The organism is Scandinavium hiltneri (assembly GCF_024764835.1).
GTDB lineage: Bacteria > Pseudomonadota > Gammaproteobacteria > Enterobacterales > Enterobacteriaceae > Scandinavium > Scandinavium hiltneri.
Genome location: NZ_JALIGE010000075.1, coordinates 48,717 through 65,808, shown reverse-complemented (window position 1 = coordinate 65,808; position 17,092 = coordinate 48,717). Strand labels below are relative to the sequence as shown.

The window sequence follows — 17,092 nt, the reverse complement described above, 5'->3', positions numbered from 1 at the left end:
ATGTCTTTATATTTCCGCGCCATGCTATTGACTAGCCTTTACAGCCTCTCTTTTATGAGCTGCGCGACCTGCCCCACAATTCCTGCATATACCATTAATGTCAATGAAAACTTGACGATTAACACCAGCGTCACCATTCCTTATGAAGCACTGGTGTTAGCTGACAATAACGCTGTGGTTAGAATTAGCCAGAATACATACACAAGCACTAGCTACGCAATGAACCAGGTGCTCAATCATACTCCAAATAATCCTCTCTCTCATAAGATTAGCCTGACTTCCCCACCTGCACCGGAGAATATCCCTGGGTTTATCAGCCCGCTTTCTGGTGAGTTATTAAGTTTCTATAACACCGACATTCCTGGTATCTATATTGCCATGGCTTACGACCCCGTTATCCCTGATGTTCTTAGTAGCGGCCCTTATCCCGCATCCAGTGTTCCAGGTGATAAACGTGCGCAGGTTGATCTTTACGCACCTGGATATACTGATGGTCGTGTGAAAGGTGAGGTCACTTATGTCATCACCAAAAAATTTGTCGATTATATTAATCAAAATAATATGACACCCGGTGATTCTGTTAGCACCAACAAAGTGTATAACTATACGACCGAGATAAGCGATAGTGCTGGCCGATGCCCCTCCTATCCTACTACAGGTAAGTACACGACCAATCTGGTGGCTACACTACCGAATATCGCCAGTTGTCGTTACGATACCGAGCAAATGATCAGTATGGGATTTAAAACTGAACAGGATCTACCCGCAGTGGAGGATACTTCATCGCTCCTCACCCGCACGATAGATGTATCTTTTTCCTGCTCTGGTGCCACGACACTTTTTGCCGGGCTGGCATCAAATGTTATAGTTGACAGTAATAAGCCTTATATTATTAAAGCTAACTTAGTTGGTACTGAGGATGATACAAATATTGGTGCAATATTTTCAGTTCCTGCTAAAGCGGGTACCGACACAGGTACTTACACGGTATTGACTAAAAGTGCTGGCGGGACGGACCCACAACAACCCATCATTTTTCACGACCAGGCCTGGTATACCGACGATATTACGCAGAATGTCGCTTTTAAATTAAAAGTAGGAAAAATTGATACCAACGCCCCCGTGGAATTAGGTAGTTACCTTATTACCATCCCAGTCTCCATCACTTATCAGTAATACAACAAGTAGAATAACATGACATTTTATAAAACATTTGGAATAGAGGCACACCCGGGTGGAAAATTCCTCTACTCTGGTTACGTCAGTAATTATCAACGCACATGCCATCCTGCATTAATATTGCACGCAACACACCATCCTATTTCAGGTGACTCAAAACTCGGTTTGCGGGAAAGGTATATTGGACAAGATGGGAAAATAGTCTCTCAGCTTGTCCCATTTGCCCCTAAGTATCTTTTACCAAGGATCTGGCAACAGTTCTCACTGGATTTAACAATCACAGGAAATACGGGCACAAACGCATTGATCGTTATCGCCTGTACACCCGATGTTGGCCGCTACCCGGGACCTAATGGAACGACAATTAACCTGCGCCAGGAGCTGGCTAACAGGACGGGTCGTGAAATCATTGCTTATGGTTCAGGAGTAAACCAAATTAGCATACAGGATAATGGGATCCCGACATCACCTAATACGCTACACGCCTGCGCATATGGCAAAGTCCAGGTTCTCGAATATTTAATGACCAGTGGTATAGCATCGCATCCAGTTATGGGAAAAAATAACCAAAGGCTCGCCAATTATAATCCCAAAGTGACGCATTACCTGCCACAAGGCGGCACAATGAACAATAGCATGGCAAAATTACCCAATACAGCGACGAAATTCGGTAGGCGATCGTAATCACTTGCTTACAACGCGGACCTGTCCGGACGTTCGTCGAAAAGTGCCATTTTTCCCTGTTCATCGCTCAGCTAATCAAGGCCTAATCCTGAGGCGCTACGCGCATCCTCATGTGGTTAAAGAACAGGTAACGGAGTGGCAAAACCGACCTCTGGATGCACTTTGTCCCATTGTTTACCTTGATTGTGTCGTGGTGAAAGTTCGTTACGACTTTTCCAGAACGAAATCGACATCATATTCAACGTTATTGTCCCCTTTCAAATAAGGAGAGAAGTCATGTTCAAAGCAGCAGCGATCATTTGCGGGATGCTACTCGCGGGATGCACCACCCAAACCGGCAGCACGTCCCCCCCCATGTCGCCAATGGAAGAATGTCGGCAGGCCGCACAAAACGCTGACACCACGGCCATTGCGCAAAAGTGTGCAGCCATCACCCGGGATCAGTAGCGAAGAAAACAACAAAGTCCACACCTGGTACAAGCCGATCCTTAAACTGCGGCACTATAACGGCTTCCACTACAGGGGGCCGCTTTTGACGCCACTTCTCAAGGACCGGCTCGACTTCTGCGACCATCCGCTCGGGTTAATTTACGAGGATGCTCGTAGAAAATCGCCATGTTTCTTTGGGCATTAACAGCACGACACCGGGCTGCCCCGGCATTCGATGCGCGTTGACCGGATGCGACTGTGGTTCCAGACACACAAACGGTTCATCGGGCATCCGGAACAGCATCAGCCAGTTCGTCGGGGCACAAAGCGTGACGGTCATCTGCTCATGTAATATCGTCGCCCTGCCATTCCAGCCGGAATAACAGACGTTCAGCCAGTCCGGTGCACCGTATTGCGCTTCGCTGAAATCCGCAGCGGCGGGCAGGTCGGCGGTCCAGGCGAGAGGCAAATGCGAGGGCCCTTCAGGCCAGTAGCCGCTGGCGGCAAACTGGATCCGGCTCTGCGGCGTGAAGTGGAAAAACGGATGTACGCCGCCGCCATAGAGCATGGGGTGTTCACCCAAGTGCGTCAGCGTGAGTTCAATCTCTAACGCGTTGCCCTGCAACCGATAAACCAGTTCGGCCTGATAATCAAAACCGCAGGCATGACGCTGACGCAGGTGTAAAATGCAGTGCTCATGACTCTGTTCAGCTATCTGCCAGGGCACCAGCCAGCCGTCGCCATGGAGGAAAAACTGCGCATCCGCCGGACTTTCGGGCAGTTGAATGCCACGTCCATGGAGCGTAAAGCCGTTTCCCTCGACCCTGTTCGCCAGCGGCAGCATCGGAAACAACCCACAGTCGCCAGGCGATGTCCCCTCCCCGGCGCGCAGCACTGGCTGCTGATGGTCAAGCGAATCCAGGCTCAACACGCAGCCTCCCTGAGGAGAGACACTCATCCGCAGATGCGCGTTTTCCAGACACAGTTTGTCCGTCATCCGTTTTCCCTCCCCACTTTTACCGCTGACGTCGGCTCAGGTCGCCCGGTAAGCTGTTCTTCCAACGCTTCAAGCGTGACCCCTTTGGTTTCAGGCACAGTGCGTTGAATGTAGACCCAGCCCATGGCACAGATGATGCCATACAGCAAGAAACTGCCGGACGCCCCCAGGCTGGCATTGAGCAGCGGGAAAGTGTAGGTCAACAGGAAACAGGCAATCCACAGCGCCAGCGTGCCGACCGACATCGCCAGTCCGCGCACGCGGTTGGGGAAAATCTCGGATAACAGTACCCAGGTCACCGGGGCCAGCGTCAGGGCATAAATCGCAATCGCCGCCAGCACCAGTAGCAACACTGGCCAGCCCATGATGCCCAGCGCGTAGGCTCCGGCGATCAGCATGTAGATAACCGTCAGTCCACAGGCACCCAATTGCATCAACTTGCGACGGCCGATTTTGTCGACCAACGGCAGCGCGGCAAGCGTGAATATCAGGTTGATTATCCCTGTCGCCACAATTGATTTCAGGGTTCCGTTGATATCAAACCCGGCGGAGGCAAAAATTTCCTGCGCATAGTTAAAGATGACGTTGATCCCGCACCACTGCTGGAACACCGCCAGCACTATTCCCATGACAACCACCGGACGGATGTTGGGCTGCAACAGCATGGCGAATGACACTCGCTGCGTGTCTTTCGCCAGCGTATGCGCAATATCGCGTAGAGTTTGTGTGGCGTAGGCAGGTGAGCCAATACGTTCGAGGGTCTGACGTGCACGGGCCTCTTTTCCGGCTTTCATCAGCCAGCGCGGTGACTCTGGTACCACAAACAACAGCAGCAGAAACGCCAGCGCCGGAACCAGTTCCGCGCCAAACATCCAGCGCCATCCCGTTTGTCCGTTCCAGCTTTCCACGATGGCCTGCTGGGTCGCACCTGCCGCCACGGGTTCAGCAATCAGCAGGTTAATCAGCTGTGCCGCCAGTACGCCAATTACGATAGTCAGCTGGTTGATGGCCACAAACCGTCCGCGCTTTTCCGCCGGGCTCACTTCCGCGATATATAAAGGACTCAGCGCCGACGCCAGCCCAATCCCGACCCCACCGACGATGCGATACACCACGAACAGTTCGAAGTTGCTCGCCATCGCCGTGCCCCAGGCCGAGGCACTGAACAGAATGGCGGAGGCAATCAGCGGCAGGCGACGGCCAAACTTGTCCGCACACCAACCCGAAACCAGCGCCCCGAAAATACACCCAGTCAGCGCCGAGCTCATCGCCCAGCCAGACTGCGCCGGATCGGTGATATTGAAATACGCCTCATAGAAGGGTTTTGCGCCGCCAATCACGACCCAGTCGTAGCCAAATAACAGACCACCGCAGGCCGCCACCAGACAAATAGTCCAGACGTAGCCCATTTTTACTGCTGTCTGCGAATTATTCATTCCCTCAGCTCCTTCGTTAACCAGACGAAAAATTCGCCCGGTACGCACTAAAGAGCTGAGTCTAAACAAAGCGAAATGCGCAAACAGACACTGTCCGCACGCTATAAAGTTAAGGAAGTTCAGTAAAAAACGATACCTTGCGCAGCAAGGTATCGTGGATTCATTCGGCAGATATAATCCGTAGTGTCATATTCAGCTCAGTGCTCTCGCCTGGCGCCAGCGGAGTGAGATTTCCGCCGCCAGGACGATGATGGTCATCCGGGCTATGACTCATGGGTTCAAAGCAGAAAAAATCGAAAGTGTAGCCATCGTCAAAGTCTGGGTCAGATACAAAAATGAAATAACAAGGTGCAGGCGGATCCGTCTCCATCGTGATTGCATAGCCATCGTGGGGCTGTGAAATATGCGCCACGCCATTCCAGCCTGCATAACCATTGTTAACCCAGTGACGCGGCAACGGCGATGGAAGAGTGAAATCGAGATCCTGCGGCTGCTCAGTCTGATACGCCCCTACCAGCCACTGCTCCCGCTCCAGCCAGTACCCACTTGCCTTTGCCTGTACCCGAGTTTGTGCTGCCAGCGGAAAGAAAGGATGCCAGCCGAGTCCGAAAGGCAGCGTTTCATCTCCGTGGTTCGTCACTGAAAGTGTGACTTTTAGCGAATTATCCGTCAGGTGAAACGACTGTGTCGCCTGATAGCGATACACACCGTGACGGTGATGGTATGCAAGACGCAGACAATCATCAGACTGCGCCTCGCAATACCACTCACCCAGCCAGCTATCACCGTGCAAATAGTGTTCATCCCAACCAACATTCGGCTCGAAGGTGTATTCTTTTCCCTGCCAGACAAAGCGGTTACCGCTGACACGATTGCCAAAAGGCACCAGAGGGAAACAGGATGAATCGGTTGCTACACCATTGTTTTTACCCGGCCGCAACAGCGGAATATCCCGCGACCTGAACCCTTCAATCGTCCCACCGGTGGAGGAAACCTCCAGACTCAACGGGCCATTTTTCAAGCTGAATAACGTCATCCGTTGTCTCCTCAATCCGGAAAATTGATGACCACCTTCCCACATTTACCGCTCGCCATCAGCGCGTAAGCATCACCCGCCTGCTCCAGAGAAAAACGGTGAGTAATCGCATTACGCGGCCAGAGCTTCCAGTCAGTCAGGTCATGGGCGCATTTTTCCATATGGAACAGGCTGGTCACCCAGGAACCAATGATTCTCCGCTGGTGATGCATAAGATCGGCGCTAACCTCAAATTCTACCTTGCCAGTTTCACCGATATACACCACCCGTCCCCAATCTGCTGTAGATTGCAGCGCAAGCAAACGTCCCGCAGCATTACCTGAGCAGTCCAGTGCCACGTCCGCCCCACCGCGCGTCATTTCTGCGATCAGCTCAGGCAGGCGTTCCGTTGTGGCGAGGTAGCCGTTATCCATAACGCCCAATTGTTTCGCCATTGCCAGACGCTCCGGGAGCATATCAACGCCAATCACCCGCTTTGCACCACGTCCACGCGCCAGCATCATCGCCATCATACCTACCGGCCCCAGCCCAACAACCAGCACATTGTCGCTGCCAGAAACTTCGCCGCGCAAAATGCCCTCATAGGCGGTACCCACACCACAGCTGATAAAAGCACCATCTTCATAGCTGAGCATCTCCGGAAGACGGATCAAGTCTTTCTCTTCTGCCAGCAGATACTCCGCATGGCCGCCATCGCGCTGCCAGCCGTAAGCGGCCTTTCCCTCACCGGTACAAGAGATAGGAAATCCACGTCGACAGTTTGAACAAAAACCACAGCCGGAAATATGGTAAACCAGCACGCGTTCGCCTTCTTTGAAGTGGCGGCAACCTGGGCCTAACGCCACAACCTGACCACAAGGCTCATGTCCATTAATAAAACCCTGATACAACGGTTTGTCGGGTGCTGCCGCTGTGGCACGGTGCTGATGATAGATATAATGCACATCGCTGCCACAGATCCCCGACGATTTCATTTTGAGCAGTACCTGATTCATACCCGGCACAGGGACGGGCACCTCCCGCAGGTCCACAGTAGAGTTGCCTGGTAAATAAGCCGCCAGCATAGTTTTCATAAATCCCTCTCTTAATATGATGAATTTTCATCCCTGCAGCTTCCGCGTCAGGGCGTTGGATCCTTTCAGCGTTTGACTTTGCTATTGCGCTGCGTCAGCAGAATATTCGCCAGTACCGCCACCACAATGATGACGCCTCGCACGACCTGCTGGAAAAAGGAGTTAATCCCGATAAGCACCAGACCATTGCCAATAAGTGTGATAACCAGTACTCCCAGCAGCGTGCCGAACAACGAGCCACGTCCACCGGAAAGTGCCGTTCCCCCCACAACCACAGCAGCAATCACATCAAACTCCAGACCGTTAGCTGCGCCGGCATTACCGGACCCTAGCCGCGCGGCCAGCAGAATACCGGTGACAGCAGCAAGCAGCCCGGAGAGGGTAAAAATCATGATGCGGATGCGTCTGACGTTAATGCCACAGAGCTGCGCCGCCGTCGCATTCCCGCCTACCGCAAAAACCGAGCGACCGAATGCGGTTTTACGACTGACAAAAACGAAGACCACAAACAGAATCATCATGATCAGTGCTGACACCGGCAGACCGAGAAACTGCCCACCTAACCAGTCCAGCACGTCGCTTTCATCAATAGGTACCGGTAGCGCATTGGTCATAAATAACCCCATCCCGCGCAAGGCACTCCATAAACCCAGAGTGGCCACAAAACTCGGAACACTAAACACGCCGCGTAAAACGCCAGCAAGCGTGCCCATTAGCGCGCCGAGGAGCAGCACCAGCAAGCAGGCAATACCCAGCGGGACGTGATATTGCAGCAAAAATGCGAGACAAACCGAGACAAACGCCACCATGGGGCCAACACTGACATCGATTTCACCCGCGATGATAATCAGCGTCATCGCCCAGGCTGCAATCCCAATGGTGGCCGCATCGCGCAGAATATTCATTTGGTTATTCAGTGAGATAAAGCCGGGTGCATTGATGGAAAACACCAGATAGAGAATGGCAATCACTACCAACAGCCCCACTTCGTTAATGTGGCGGCTCATAAACTGTTTAAACGATACGCTTTTGCCTTCCGGCAACGTTAAAGATGACGCTGACATATTCAGTTTCCTTGGAATGGGTGCCATCAGTGCACGGTCAGAATGGCGGACATCAGGGCATCGACACTGACCGGCGAGTGAAATTCACGGGTGAATGTACCGTGCTGCAACAGCAAAATGCGGTCGCACACCAGTGGTAACTCCTCCACTTCACTGGAGATAAACACCACGCTTTTTCCTTCTGCGGCCAGCTCACGAACGATGCGATAGATTTGCTGTTTGGCTTCAATATCGACTCCGCGAGTTGGCTCATCGAGCAACAGGATTTGGCTGCCGGCATACACCCAACGTCCGATCACCACTTTTTGCTGATTGCCCCCTGAAAGTGTGCCAATGGGCGTTTCACTGCTGGCAGCCTTGACCGTCATTCGCGCCATCACCTCATGAGTCACTCGGCGGATAGCCTCCCACTGCAACACGCCGCGTACGCTGACCTTATGCCGATTGGTTATCACCGTATTCTCATCGACGCCCAGCCAGGGGATTACTCCTGCTTCTTTGCGGTTTTCAGGGGTGTACCCGATACCTCGCCGCAACATTTCACCGTAATCAGGGCGTTTGATGGCTTCGCCGTTAACCCGGATCTCCCCACTATCAAAGGCATCCAGTCCAACAATGGCTTTAAGCAATTCGCTGCGTCCTGCCCCAAGCAGACCTGCAATACCAAGCACTTCGCCGCGACGTAGTGTAAAGTTGATCCCGGCGAGTTTCGGTGACTGGCTCAGGCCCAACACTTCCAAAACCGGCTCGCCATTTATTACTGAGGTCTCGACAGGGCTGCTGTAAGCATGCGCGCGGCCCAACATCATCGAAACAATATGACCAGTCGGAGTACTGTCCAGCACGACATCACCAGCGACCTGACCATCACGCATGATGGTGGCACATGAGGCGATGCGGCGAATCTCCTCCATGCGATGACTGACGTAGATGACCGCCACACCCAATGCCGACATTTTCTTCACTGCGGTAATAACCAGCTCCACTTCAGCACTGGCGAGCGAGCTGGTCGGTTCATCGAGGATGACCACTCGCGGCTCGCCCTTCATCACCCGCGCTATCTCCACCAGCTGTTTTTGTGCCGGACTGAGTGAAGAAACCAGTTGGTCAGGACTCACCTCAACGCCCAGCGAATGAAGGCTTTGCAGCGCCTCATTTTTCATCCGAATGTGATCGACCATGCCGTTGCGTCGTGGCCAGTGCCCCAGGCAGAGATTCTCCGCCACCGTCAGCCCTTCAACCAGACTGAGCTCCTGGTAGACTGCTCGCACCCCCAGCTCGGCAGCGCGACGGGTTAGCGTTGCTTCATCGCCTTCCAGCCGAGCTTCACCAATCCAGATCTCCCCGCTGTCCGGGCTCTCGCTGCCTGTCAGCAAACGAATCAGGGTTGATTTACCAGCACCATTTTTGCCGAGTAAAGCACGCACTTCGCCTTTCTTCAGTGTGAAGTTGACGTTATCCAGCGCAACCACACCAGGGTAACGCTTATTTCCGTCCACCACTTTTGCTACCGGTACAGCTTCTGTTTGCGTTGTCGTAAACATAAGCACCTCAGCCATTGAACAATGCGTTTAAGGCAGACCATCCACATGCGTTGTCAGCCATTGTTTGCCATCTTCCACTTTGGTGTAGAGATCGATAGGCACCTGAATTACCTTCTCTGTCGGCGGTTTTTTATTCACGACATTCAGAGTCTGGGCAAAAACGGCATCCCCCATTTTCTTACCGGAAATATCCACCACTGCTTTCAGCACCTGATTGCTCTCAAGTTCCTGAGCGATTTCGGTGGTCATATCGGAGCCGAAAACGACAATTTTTCCGGCCTGATTCTGATTACGCACGGCTTTAACCGCCCCCAGCGTTGCGCCACCCGACTCGCCCATAATGGCATTCAGACCCGACGTCGAAATAATCAGTTTTTCCCCCGTGGAGATGGCTTTATCCAGCACCGTGCCTTCCTGGTTCGCCACGATTTTCGCCCCCGGCACGCGTGCTTTCAGCGCCGTTTCAAACCCTTTACGCCGCTGGACGCACACTTCAAAAGCTTCGCAATTGATCACCGCTATTTTGGGTTCACTGATATGGCTGGCGATAAAATAATCTGCTGCGGCATTACCGAGTTTTTTGCCGAACTCCAGCGGATCGCCCACCAGATACGCGGCAACATATTTATCAACGCCTTTTGCATTGATGCAGGTGTTGTAGCAAATCACCGGAATACCGGCCTCACTGGCACGGCGAACGGTACGGCTACTGCCATTTTCGGAGACGGCAGACAAGATAATGGCGTCCACGTTGCGCGCTACCAGGGTATCGACAAAGGTACTTTCTTTAGATATATCTCCCTGGGCATTGGTTTCGATTAACTGAACCTGCACCGTCGAGGCTTTCGCCGCATCCTGAACCCCCTGACGCACACCCGCGTAATACCCCTGGGTATCCAGATAGATAGCGCCGATGGTCATTTTTTTCTCGGCTGCGAAGCCAGTAACAAACCAACTGCACAGCGTAAAGACCAATAACGAGATAATCGGTGTTCTGATGTGTCTGAACATGGGTGACTCCTTCAGGGTTATCGAATGTTAGTGAACGAGTGGCATCACAAAGGGCATCACCTGAGCAAACAGCGCCGCTTTCGGCCAGGCTGGGTTCAATTTTTCCAGTGCATTGCGGACGTTTTCATATCCCTCAACATCACCAAGTCCTGCTGCTGCCAGCGCTTCCACCAGCAGGCATTTTTCCCGGTGTTGCTGTTGCAGGTCGGCATACAGCGACAAGAGATCCGGCTGGGAGACGGCAAAGAAGTCTGCTTCAATCGGGTTTTTCGCCATCTGCTGTGCCCACTGCTTCATCTCAGTAAACAGGTGGGCCGATGCCGACTGTTCCCCTAACATTTTCAATGCCATGCCTTGCCAGAAGAGGTAATCGATAGGCTGATCGTTGTAGTAACTGTGGATGTTAATAGTGCGATCGCCCGTTGCCGCGAGGTGCAGGCAGCGCTGTGTTTCCGCCTCATCCCCTTGCATCTGTGCGCAAACGGCTAACGCAAACCAGATATCGTTATCGGTCTGACCGGGCAGGCGACCTTCACTCAGATTCTCAGGGTAATTCAGGGCGTCCTGTAGTAAAGCCACCGCAGACTGGGGCTGTTGGCGTTCAATCTGTTGCCACGCCTGCTGCAACTGGTTAAGAATAAACTGGCTGGTAACTTTTCCCTCTCCCCCCTCCCATGGGTGGAATTTACGCGTCGCCAGAATCTCTGTCGCTTTAGTGGTCGCGCCTGTCAGGTGCCACAAATTCAGTAACTCCGCGGTTAAATCATCGCGCTTGAGGGCGCAGGACAAATGTGTCTCAAGGCGGGCAAGACGTGTATGTGCTGACACCCCAGTCAGCTTATCCAGCAGATCTCGTTCAAAAAGCAATCGGGCATCTTGCGGAGACAATTGGCAGGCAGTATCCAGATAACGGGCAGCCTTTACCCCATCCTGCTTTTTATTCCAGGCATGGATTGCCAGTCCGCGCCAGCCATCAGCAAACTCTGGCGCCATCTCTACGCAGCGCTGCCACAGTGCGATAGCCTTGTCGTAATTACGTTTGCTGTAAAAGAAGCAGGCCAATAAATGGCGGGCAAACCAGCACTCTTCAATACTCCCCAGCGCGGCCACTTCGTCGAGGGTATTGGGGAAGCGGACAAACGCCGGAAATGCTTCACGAGCCTGTTCAACCAACCCGGCTCGCTCTGCTGCAGGCTTGAGGCTAGCCTGCAGATAGAGCGGAAGCGTGCGCTGACAGTCGAGTGCTGCCAGCATTTCGCTTGCCAGTTGTGGTAATCCCCAGCTAATGAGTTGCCCCGCTGTGATCAGGGCATTCACGTCACGACCGCGACACATTCCCCGCCATTGCTCAAGGCGAGATTCGCTACCCTCATCATGCCAACAGAGCCACCACAGCGTCGGATTCAGAGGATAGTCACGCAACAGCATCTCACGCTGAAGACGCGCATCGTCCCGACGCCCGCTGCGGAGTAGCAACAGGTTTTGCAGACACAACACGGCCTGGTTAGTCGGACAAGCGAGCAAACTTTGATGACAAAAATCCAGCCCTGCTTCGTTATCGTCCCGGCGAGCTGCCAGCCGAGCCAGGCCATAGTAGCCACCGGCTTTGCTGTTACCGCTCCAGACTGCGCGCCAGAAGCCCTCCTCGGCATCCTGCCATTTTTCCAGACGCTCAGACGCACTGGCACGGATCAGGCTTGCCTGGCCACATTGAGGATTTTTATTAAGACCATGCGCACGTTTCAACGCCTGAGTGGCATAGCTGATAGCACAAGCATAATCAGCACGATTGTACTCAAGTAGCGCCAGCGCCAGGTTACAACGATAGTCGTGCGGATCCAGCTCGACGCCGCGCAGGTAGTAGTCAAATGGGGAACGGCTAGCATGGTGATATTGCTCAAGATGCTGACCAATAAACCACGCTTCATCAACGCTGGTTATCTCAGCTGCCGTCAATGGCACTTTCGCCACCTCCGGCAGGGGTATAGCTGTGGGCTGATGCTCCTGATAGCGCAGCGCAACTTTACCCTTCGCATCAATCAGTTCTATGGTCGTTCTTGCCGGATTAATGTCGCTCAACAGGCCCTGCATTACAGTGGCAGGCGTCAACTCGACGGCGCTATCCAACAGTGTTTCACGGTTTTCAGTTTCCCGGATGACCAGTCGATAGCCCGATAAAGGAGCGATTGCATACAGCCCCCATTCAATCCCCTGCTCCGTGCGTTGTAGTTTGATAACCGCATCGCGGGAAGCGTTTTGCACCATTCCCAGCGAATGGTAAGGCAGGAAATATTGCTCAAAACGTTTCTCTTCCCAGGCATCGAGCCAGGTAAAATCCGGCTGGTTATCGGCAAAGATACCGGTCATAAGCTCAATATAAGGACCATTGGTATCCGTCAGGCTCTTATCCCATGCCTGACCAAATTCACTGTAGCCCCAACTCCACTGTTTTTTCCCTGGTGCAATATGGTGGTTAGCGACATGCAACAGTCCGCCATTTTCATCATGACTCCATGCCCCAACAAAATCGTAGGCCGATTTTTCGGCCATATAGGAAGTGGGCACCGGCACGTTTTTGTAGCGGGAGATATCGACACCCGCCGAATAATCCACTTTGTAATAGGTTCCGGTCGCGATAGGGAAAGCCGAGACGGCGCGTTTCCCGTGGTCAAATACGGCCGTTACATCAGGCGGAAAGACGCTTTGATGGCCCTCACCACCTTTGACTGCCGGATTAGCCCACCACAGGAAATGACGCGGTGTCGCGTTACCGTTGTAGACGCGACTGCCAATTTCCAGAGCGGCACGTTCCGGTCTAAGGGTAAATCCGGTCATCACCTGAAGGCCATGCATTGGCTCGGTTTCACCCACCCACACGGTTTGTGCTCCGTCTTCATGCGCCTCAATCGTGAAATCGACGGGCATAAATGTTGTTGGTCGATGATGTTGCGGCCAGTTAAATTCTATTCCCCCCGATATCCATGGCCCCAAAAGCCCCACCAGCGCAGGCTTAATAACCTCGTTGTGATAAACAAAATCGCGCTGTCTGACTTTATCCCACGCCCTATGCACCCGCCCGCCAAGCTCAGGCAAAATCATGACTTTGATGTAGTCATTCTCCAGCCATACTGCCTGCCACTCTTTGAGCGTCTTGTTCTCACTAAGCGTATCGGTCACGCCATAGGGATACACTGCTCCGGATGACCCTTGATAGACACGATTTTCCAGAAACATGGGATGAATATCCTGTGGCCCGGTTTCATAAGTCGGTATCTGGAGGCTTTCCTGCCAAACATTTACTGGATTCATATTGCCCTCAATATTAACAAGACATACTGAATTAAAAGATTGATGGCAGTTTAATGAACAATCTGGCAATGTTTTTGCACAACAATCACGCATTACAGTAAACAGAGTTAAGTTAAATGAAAGCATGTATCAATAACCAACAGATCCGCCACTACAACAAATGCGTGCTCCTTGAACTTCTGTATCGGGTGAAACGTGCCAATAAATCCACTCTGGCGCGCCTGGCCCAAATCTCTATCCCGGCGGTAAGCAATATTCTGGAGGAGCTTGAACGCGAGAAGCGGGTACTGAATGTCGAAGATGAAAAACAGACGCGTGGACACAGCAGTGGCACCTGGCTGATTTCGCCAGAGGGAGACTGGACGCTGTGCCTGAATGTGACACCTACCAGTATCGAGTCTCAGTTGGCTAACACCTGTCTGAGTCCAAAAGGTGAATTTGAACGCTTTGCTATCAGCGCCCCTGATCCGCAAGCACTGCTGGCAGAGATCGAAAAGTGCTGGCACCGTCACCGCAAATTATGGCCCGATCGAACCATTAATCTGGCACTCGCTATCCATGGTCAGGTCGATCCGGTGACCGGCGTATCGCAAACTATGCCGCAAGCTCCCTGGAAAAGCCCCGTGGAGGTGAAATATCTGCTGGAAGAGAAGTTGGGGATCCGCGTAATGGTGGATAATGATTGCGTGATGCTGGCGCTGGCTGAAAAGTGGCAAAATACCGAGCGCGACCGTGATTTCTGTGTGATTAACGTTGATTATGGAATTGGATCGTCCTTTGTGATTAACGATCAAGTTTATCGCGGTAGCCTGTACGGCAGCGGACAAATCGGCCATACCATTATCGCGCCAGACGGCGTGGTCTGTGACTGCGGACGTTATGGTTGTCTGGAAACCGTTGCCTCACTGAGCGCCCTGAAAAAACAGGCCCGAGTATGGTTAAAAACACAACCTCCCACCACGGGGTTGAACCCTGAAACCGTGACCACAGCACAACTGATTGACGCCTGGGAAAGAGGGGAACCATGGGTAAGAAATTGGGTCGACAATTCCGCAAATGCCATCGGCCTTAGCCTGTATAACCTTCTCAACATATTGAATATCAATCAGATATTATTCTACGGTCGAAGCTGCGCCTTTGGTACAACCTGGCTTAATACCATTATGCGACAAATTGGTTTCAATCCTTTCGATCATGGCGATACTTCCCGGGCACGTTCAACACAGATCGGCTTTGGCACCCTAACGCAAGTAGAGCAAGTGCTGGGAATTGGGTATTTATATATTGAGGCTCAGCTTGCCTTGATGCGCCAGGTGAAGTGATTGTTTGTGGGCAGGTTTCTGGCGCGAGAAGTGATTGTGTATTAGGTTTTAATAACTTCCCCTTTGCACAACGGAACGGCTATGAACTCAATTCGTTATTTCGATTTTGGCTCGTCACGCTCGCTGCTGTTGTTGATTGCCCGCATCGCGCTGGTGGCGCTTTTCATTATTTTTGGTTACCCGAAGATGATGGGCTTTAGCGGAACGGTGCAGTACATGGCCTCGAGCGGCGCGCCGGCTCCGACGCTGTCGGCGATTATTGCCATACTGATGGAAGTGCCTGCCGCCATTCTTATCGTGCTCGGCTTCTTCACTCGTCCACTGGCGGTGCTGTTTATCTTTTATACCCTTGGGACGGCGATAATTGGCCATCACTACTGGGATATGAGCGGCGCGTCTGTGGTGCCAAATATGATTAACTTCTATAAAAACATCAGCATCGCGGGCGGTTTTTTACTGCTGGCCATCACCGGACCGGGTGCGATGTCGATTGACCGACGCTGAATTTTTGCCATTAAAAAAGGCCGCATCAGCGGCCTTTTTTGTCACTGCGATAACTTACGCGTAAACCGGGAAACGGGCGCAGATATCCAGCACTTTACCTTTGATGCGTTCGATAACGGCTTCATCATTGATGTTGTCCAGCACGTCGCACATCCAGCCAGCCAGCTCTTTCACTTCAGCTTCTTTGAAGCCGCGGCGAGTCACAGCCGGAGAACCGATACGAATACCAGAGGTCACGAACGGGCTCTTCGGATCGTTTGGTACGCTGTTTTTGTTGACGGTGATGTTAGCGCGACCCAGCGCGGCATCGGCTTCTTTACCGGTCAGGTTTTTATCTACCAAATCCAGCAGGAACAGGTGGTTCTCAGTGCCGCCAGATACCACTTTATAACCGCGGTTCAGGAACACTTCCACCATCGCTTTCGCGTTTTTCGCCACTTGCTGCTGGTAGACTTTGAACTCTGGCTCCATCGCTTCTTTCAGCGCGACGGCTTTCGCGGCAATCACATGCATCAGTGGGCCGCCCTGCGCGCTTGGGAATACGGCAGAGTTCAGTTTTTTGTACAGCTCTTCGTCACCACCTTTCGCCAGGATCAGGCCGCCGCGCGGACCCGCCAGGGTTTTGTGCGTGGTGGTAGTCACAACGTGAGCATGTGGAACCGGGTTCGGGTACACGCCTGCAGCAATCAGACCGGCAACGTGCGCCATGTCGACGAACAGCCAGGCGCCGATGCTGTCAGCGATTTCACGCATTTTAGCCCAGTCAACCACGCCGGAATAAGCAGAGAAGCCGCCGATGATCATTTTCGGTTTGTGGGCCTGCGCCTGCTTCGCCATGTCTTCGTAATCAATTTTACCGGACTCATCGATACCGTAAGGGATGATGTTGTACAGTTTACCGGAGAAGTTCACCGGAGAGCCGTGAGTCAGGTGACCACCTTGCGCCAGGTTCATACCGAGCACGGTATCTCCCGGCTGCAGCAGCGCGGTGTAAACCGCGAAGTTCGCCTGGGAACCTGAGTGCGGCTGCACGTTGGCGTAGTCTGCGCCAAACAGCTCTTTGGCACGATCGATAGCCAACTGCTCAACGATATCAACATATTCACAGCCGCCGTAATAGCGTTTGCCCGGGTAACCTTCCGCGTACTTGTTGGTTAACTGAGAACCCTGCGCCTGCATGACGCGTGGGCTGGTGTAGTTTTCGGAGGCGATCAGTTCGATGTGCTCTTCCTGACGTACTTTTTCCTGCTCCATAGCCTGCCACAGTTCGGCATCATAATCGGCAATGTTCATTTCACGCTTTAACATCCGCATCTCCTGACTCAGCTAACAGTAGTTTTACCGCTAAAAAAGGGGGCCCGTTTGGGCAACGGCCAACAGTATAACTGATAAGTTCTGCGATAACAGGTCTTGACAAATGATTTTACGCAAACGATTACCTCACCGCCACGCAAGGGTTTGAGCGATAAAGGCTCACGTGATTTAAACGGATTTCTTTTCAAGT

General features: G+C 52.6%; 13 protein-coding genes and 1 pseudogene. 5 read left to right on the top strand and 9 right to left on the bottom strand.

Going from position 1 to position 17,092, the window contains the following annotated elements; translation table 11 throughout:
- The 3 genes and pseudogenes from MUU47_RS15375 to MUU47_RS15365 form a co-directional block, all read left to right on the top strand.
- Window positions 1–1,176, top strand: a complete 1,176-nt coding sequence (locus MUU47_RS15375) for a hypothetical protein (RefSeq protein ID WP_258989033.1) — start codon at window positions 1–3, stop codon at window positions 1,174–1,176.
- Between the two features lie 18 nt (window positions 1,177–1,194).
- Window positions 1,195–1,863, top strand: coding sequence for a hypothetical protein (locus tag MUU47_RS15370; protein WP_258989032.1), 669 nt, complete (start codon window positions 1,195–1,197; stop codon window positions 1,861–1,863).
- A 115-nt stretch (window positions 1,864–1,978) separates the two neighbouring features.
- Window positions 1,979–2,074, top strand: a pseudogene (locus MUU47_RS15365) (transposase); the annotation flags it as partial.
- A 372-nt stretch (window positions 2,075–2,446) separates the two neighbouring features.
- Here the strand turns inward: MUU47_RS15365 and MUU47_RS15360 are convergent.
- The 8 genes from MUU47_RS15360 to MUU47_RS15325 form a co-directional block, all read right to left on the bottom strand.
- Window positions 2,447–3,289, bottom strand: a complete 843-nt coding sequence (locus MUU47_RS15360; protein ID WP_258989029.1) for an aldose 1-epimerase — start codon at window positions 3,287–3,289, stop codon at window positions 2,447–2,449.
- Complete coding sequence (locus MUU47_RS15355) at window positions 3,286–4,725, bottom strand: sugar porter family MFS transporter (RefSeq protein WP_258989028.1); 1,440 nt, start codon at window positions 4,723–4,725, stop codon at window positions 3,286–3,288. The genes MUU47_RS15360 and MUU47_RS15355 overlap by 4 nt, the downstream gene beginning before the upstream one ends.
- A 160-nt stretch (window positions 4,726–4,885) precedes the next feature.
- Entirely contained in the window at window positions 4,886–5,761 is an 876-nt protein-coding gene (locus MUU47_RS15350) for an aldose 1-epimerase (RefSeq protein ID WP_258989027.1), read from the bottom strand.
- 11 nt (window positions 5,762–5,772) lie between these two features.
- Window positions 5,773–6,834, bottom strand: coding sequence for a zinc-dependent alcohol dehydrogenase family protein (locus MUU47_RS15345; protein WP_258989026.1), 1,062 nt, complete (start codon window positions 6,832–6,834; stop codon window positions 5,773–5,775).
- A gap of 65 nt (window positions 6,835–6,899) precedes the next feature.
- Window positions 6,900–7,898 (bottom strand): ABC transporter permease, encoded by a 999-nt coding sequence (locus MUU47_RS15340; protein ID WP_258965510.1) that lies wholly within the window; start codon window positions 7,896–7,898, stop codon window positions 6,900–6,902.
- Between the two features lie 26 nt (window positions 7,899–7,924).
- Window positions 7,925–9,442, bottom strand: coding sequence for a sugar ABC transporter ATP-binding protein (locus MUU47_RS15335; protein ID WP_258989025.1), 1,518 nt, complete (start codon window positions 9,440–9,442; stop codon window positions 7,925–7,927).
- Window positions 9,443–9,469: 27 nt separating this feature from the next.
- On the bottom strand, window positions 9,470–10,453 hold the full coding sequence (locus MUU47_RS15330) for a substrate-binding domain-containing protein (protein ID WP_258989024.1): 984 nt from the start codon (window positions 10,451–10,453) through the stop codon (window positions 9,470–9,472).
- 27 nt (window positions 10,454–10,480) lie between these two features.
- Window positions 10,481–13,762 (bottom strand): DUF5107 domain-containing protein, encoded by a 3,282-nt coding sequence (locus MUU47_RS15325; RefSeq protein ID WP_258989023.1) that lies wholly within the window; start codon window positions 13,760–13,762, stop codon window positions 10,481–10,483.
- A 116-nt stretch (window positions 13,763–13,878) separates the two neighbouring features.
- On the opposite strand from MUU47_RS15325, the gene MUU47_RS15320 reads away from it, so the two are divergent.
- A complete protein-coding gene (locus tag MUU47_RS15320) occupies window positions 13,879–15,084 on the top strand; it encodes an ROK family protein (protein WP_258989021.1) in 1,206 nt (401 codons plus the stop codon).
- Between the two features lie 81 nt (window positions 15,085–15,165).
- Window positions 15,166–15,588, top strand: a complete 423-nt coding sequence (locus tag MUU47_RS15315) for a DoxX family protein (protein WP_258989020.1) — start codon at window positions 15,166–15,168, stop codon at window positions 15,586–15,588.
- Window positions 15,589–15,642: 54 nt separating this feature from the next.
- Here the strand turns inward: MUU47_RS15315 and glyA are convergent, their stop codons facing one another.
- Window positions 15,643–16,896, bottom strand: coding sequence for a serine hydroxymethyltransferase (gene glyA / locus MUU47_RS15310; RefSeq protein ID WP_258989019.1), 1,254 nt, complete (start codon window positions 16,894–16,896; stop codon window positions 15,643–15,645).
- Window positions 16,897–17,092 lie beyond the last annotated feature (196 nt).

What these genes read in the sequence shown, in the direction of transcription:
- MUU47_RS15375 (WP_258989033.1), top strand. Translation starts at nt 1, where the DNA reads ATGTCTTTATATTTCCGCGCCATGCTATTGACTAGCCTTTACAGCCTC.
- MUU47_RS15370 (WP_258989032.1), top strand. Translation starts at nt 1,195, where the DNA reads ATGACATTTTATAAAACATTTGGAATAGAGGCACACCCGGGTGGAAAA.
- MUU47_RS15360 (WP_258989029.1), bottom strand. Translation starts at nt 3,289, where the DNA reads ATGACGGACAAACTGTGTCTGGAAAACGCGCATCTGCGGATGAGTGTC.
- MUU47_RS15355 (WP_258989028.1), bottom strand. Translation starts at nt 4,725, where the DNA reads ATGAATAATTCGCAGACAGCAGTAAAAATGGGCTACGTCTGGACTATT.
- MUU47_RS15350 (WP_258989027.1), bottom strand. Translation starts at nt 5,761, where the DNA reads ATGACGTTATTCAGCTTGAAAAATGGCCCGTTGAGTCTGGAGGTTTCC.
- MUU47_RS15345 (WP_258989026.1), bottom strand. Translation starts at nt 6,834, where the DNA reads ATGAAAACTATGCTGGCGGCTTATTTACCAGGCAACTCTACTGTGGAC.
- MUU47_RS15340 (WP_258965510.1), bottom strand. Translation starts at nt 7,898, where the DNA reads ATGTCAGCGTCATCTTTAACGTTGCCGGAAGGCAAAAGCGTATCGTTT.
- MUU47_RS15335 (WP_258989025.1), bottom strand. Translation starts at nt 9,442, where the DNA reads ATGTTTACGACAACGCAAACAGAAGCTGTACCGGTAGCAAAAGTGGTG.
- MUU47_RS15330 (WP_258989024.1), bottom strand. Translation starts at nt 10,453, where the DNA reads ATGTTCAGACACATCAGAACACCGATTATCTCGTTATTGGTCTTTACG.
- MUU47_RS15325 (WP_258989023.1), bottom strand. Translation starts at nt 13,762, where the DNA reads ATGAATCCAGTAAATGTTTGGCAGGAAAGCCTCCAGATACCGACTTAT.
- MUU47_RS15320 (WP_258989021.1), top strand. Translation starts at nt 13,879, where the DNA reads ATGAAAGCATGTATCAATAACCAACAGATCCGCCACTACAACAAATGC.
- MUU47_RS15315 (WP_258989020.1), top strand. Translation starts at nt 15,166, where the DNA reads ATGAACTCAATTCGTTATTTCGATTTTGGCTCGTCACGCTCGCTGCTG.
- glyA (WP_258989019.1), bottom strand. Translation starts at nt 16,896, where the DNA reads ATGTTAAAGCGTGAAATGAACATTGCCGATTATGATGCCGAACTGTGG.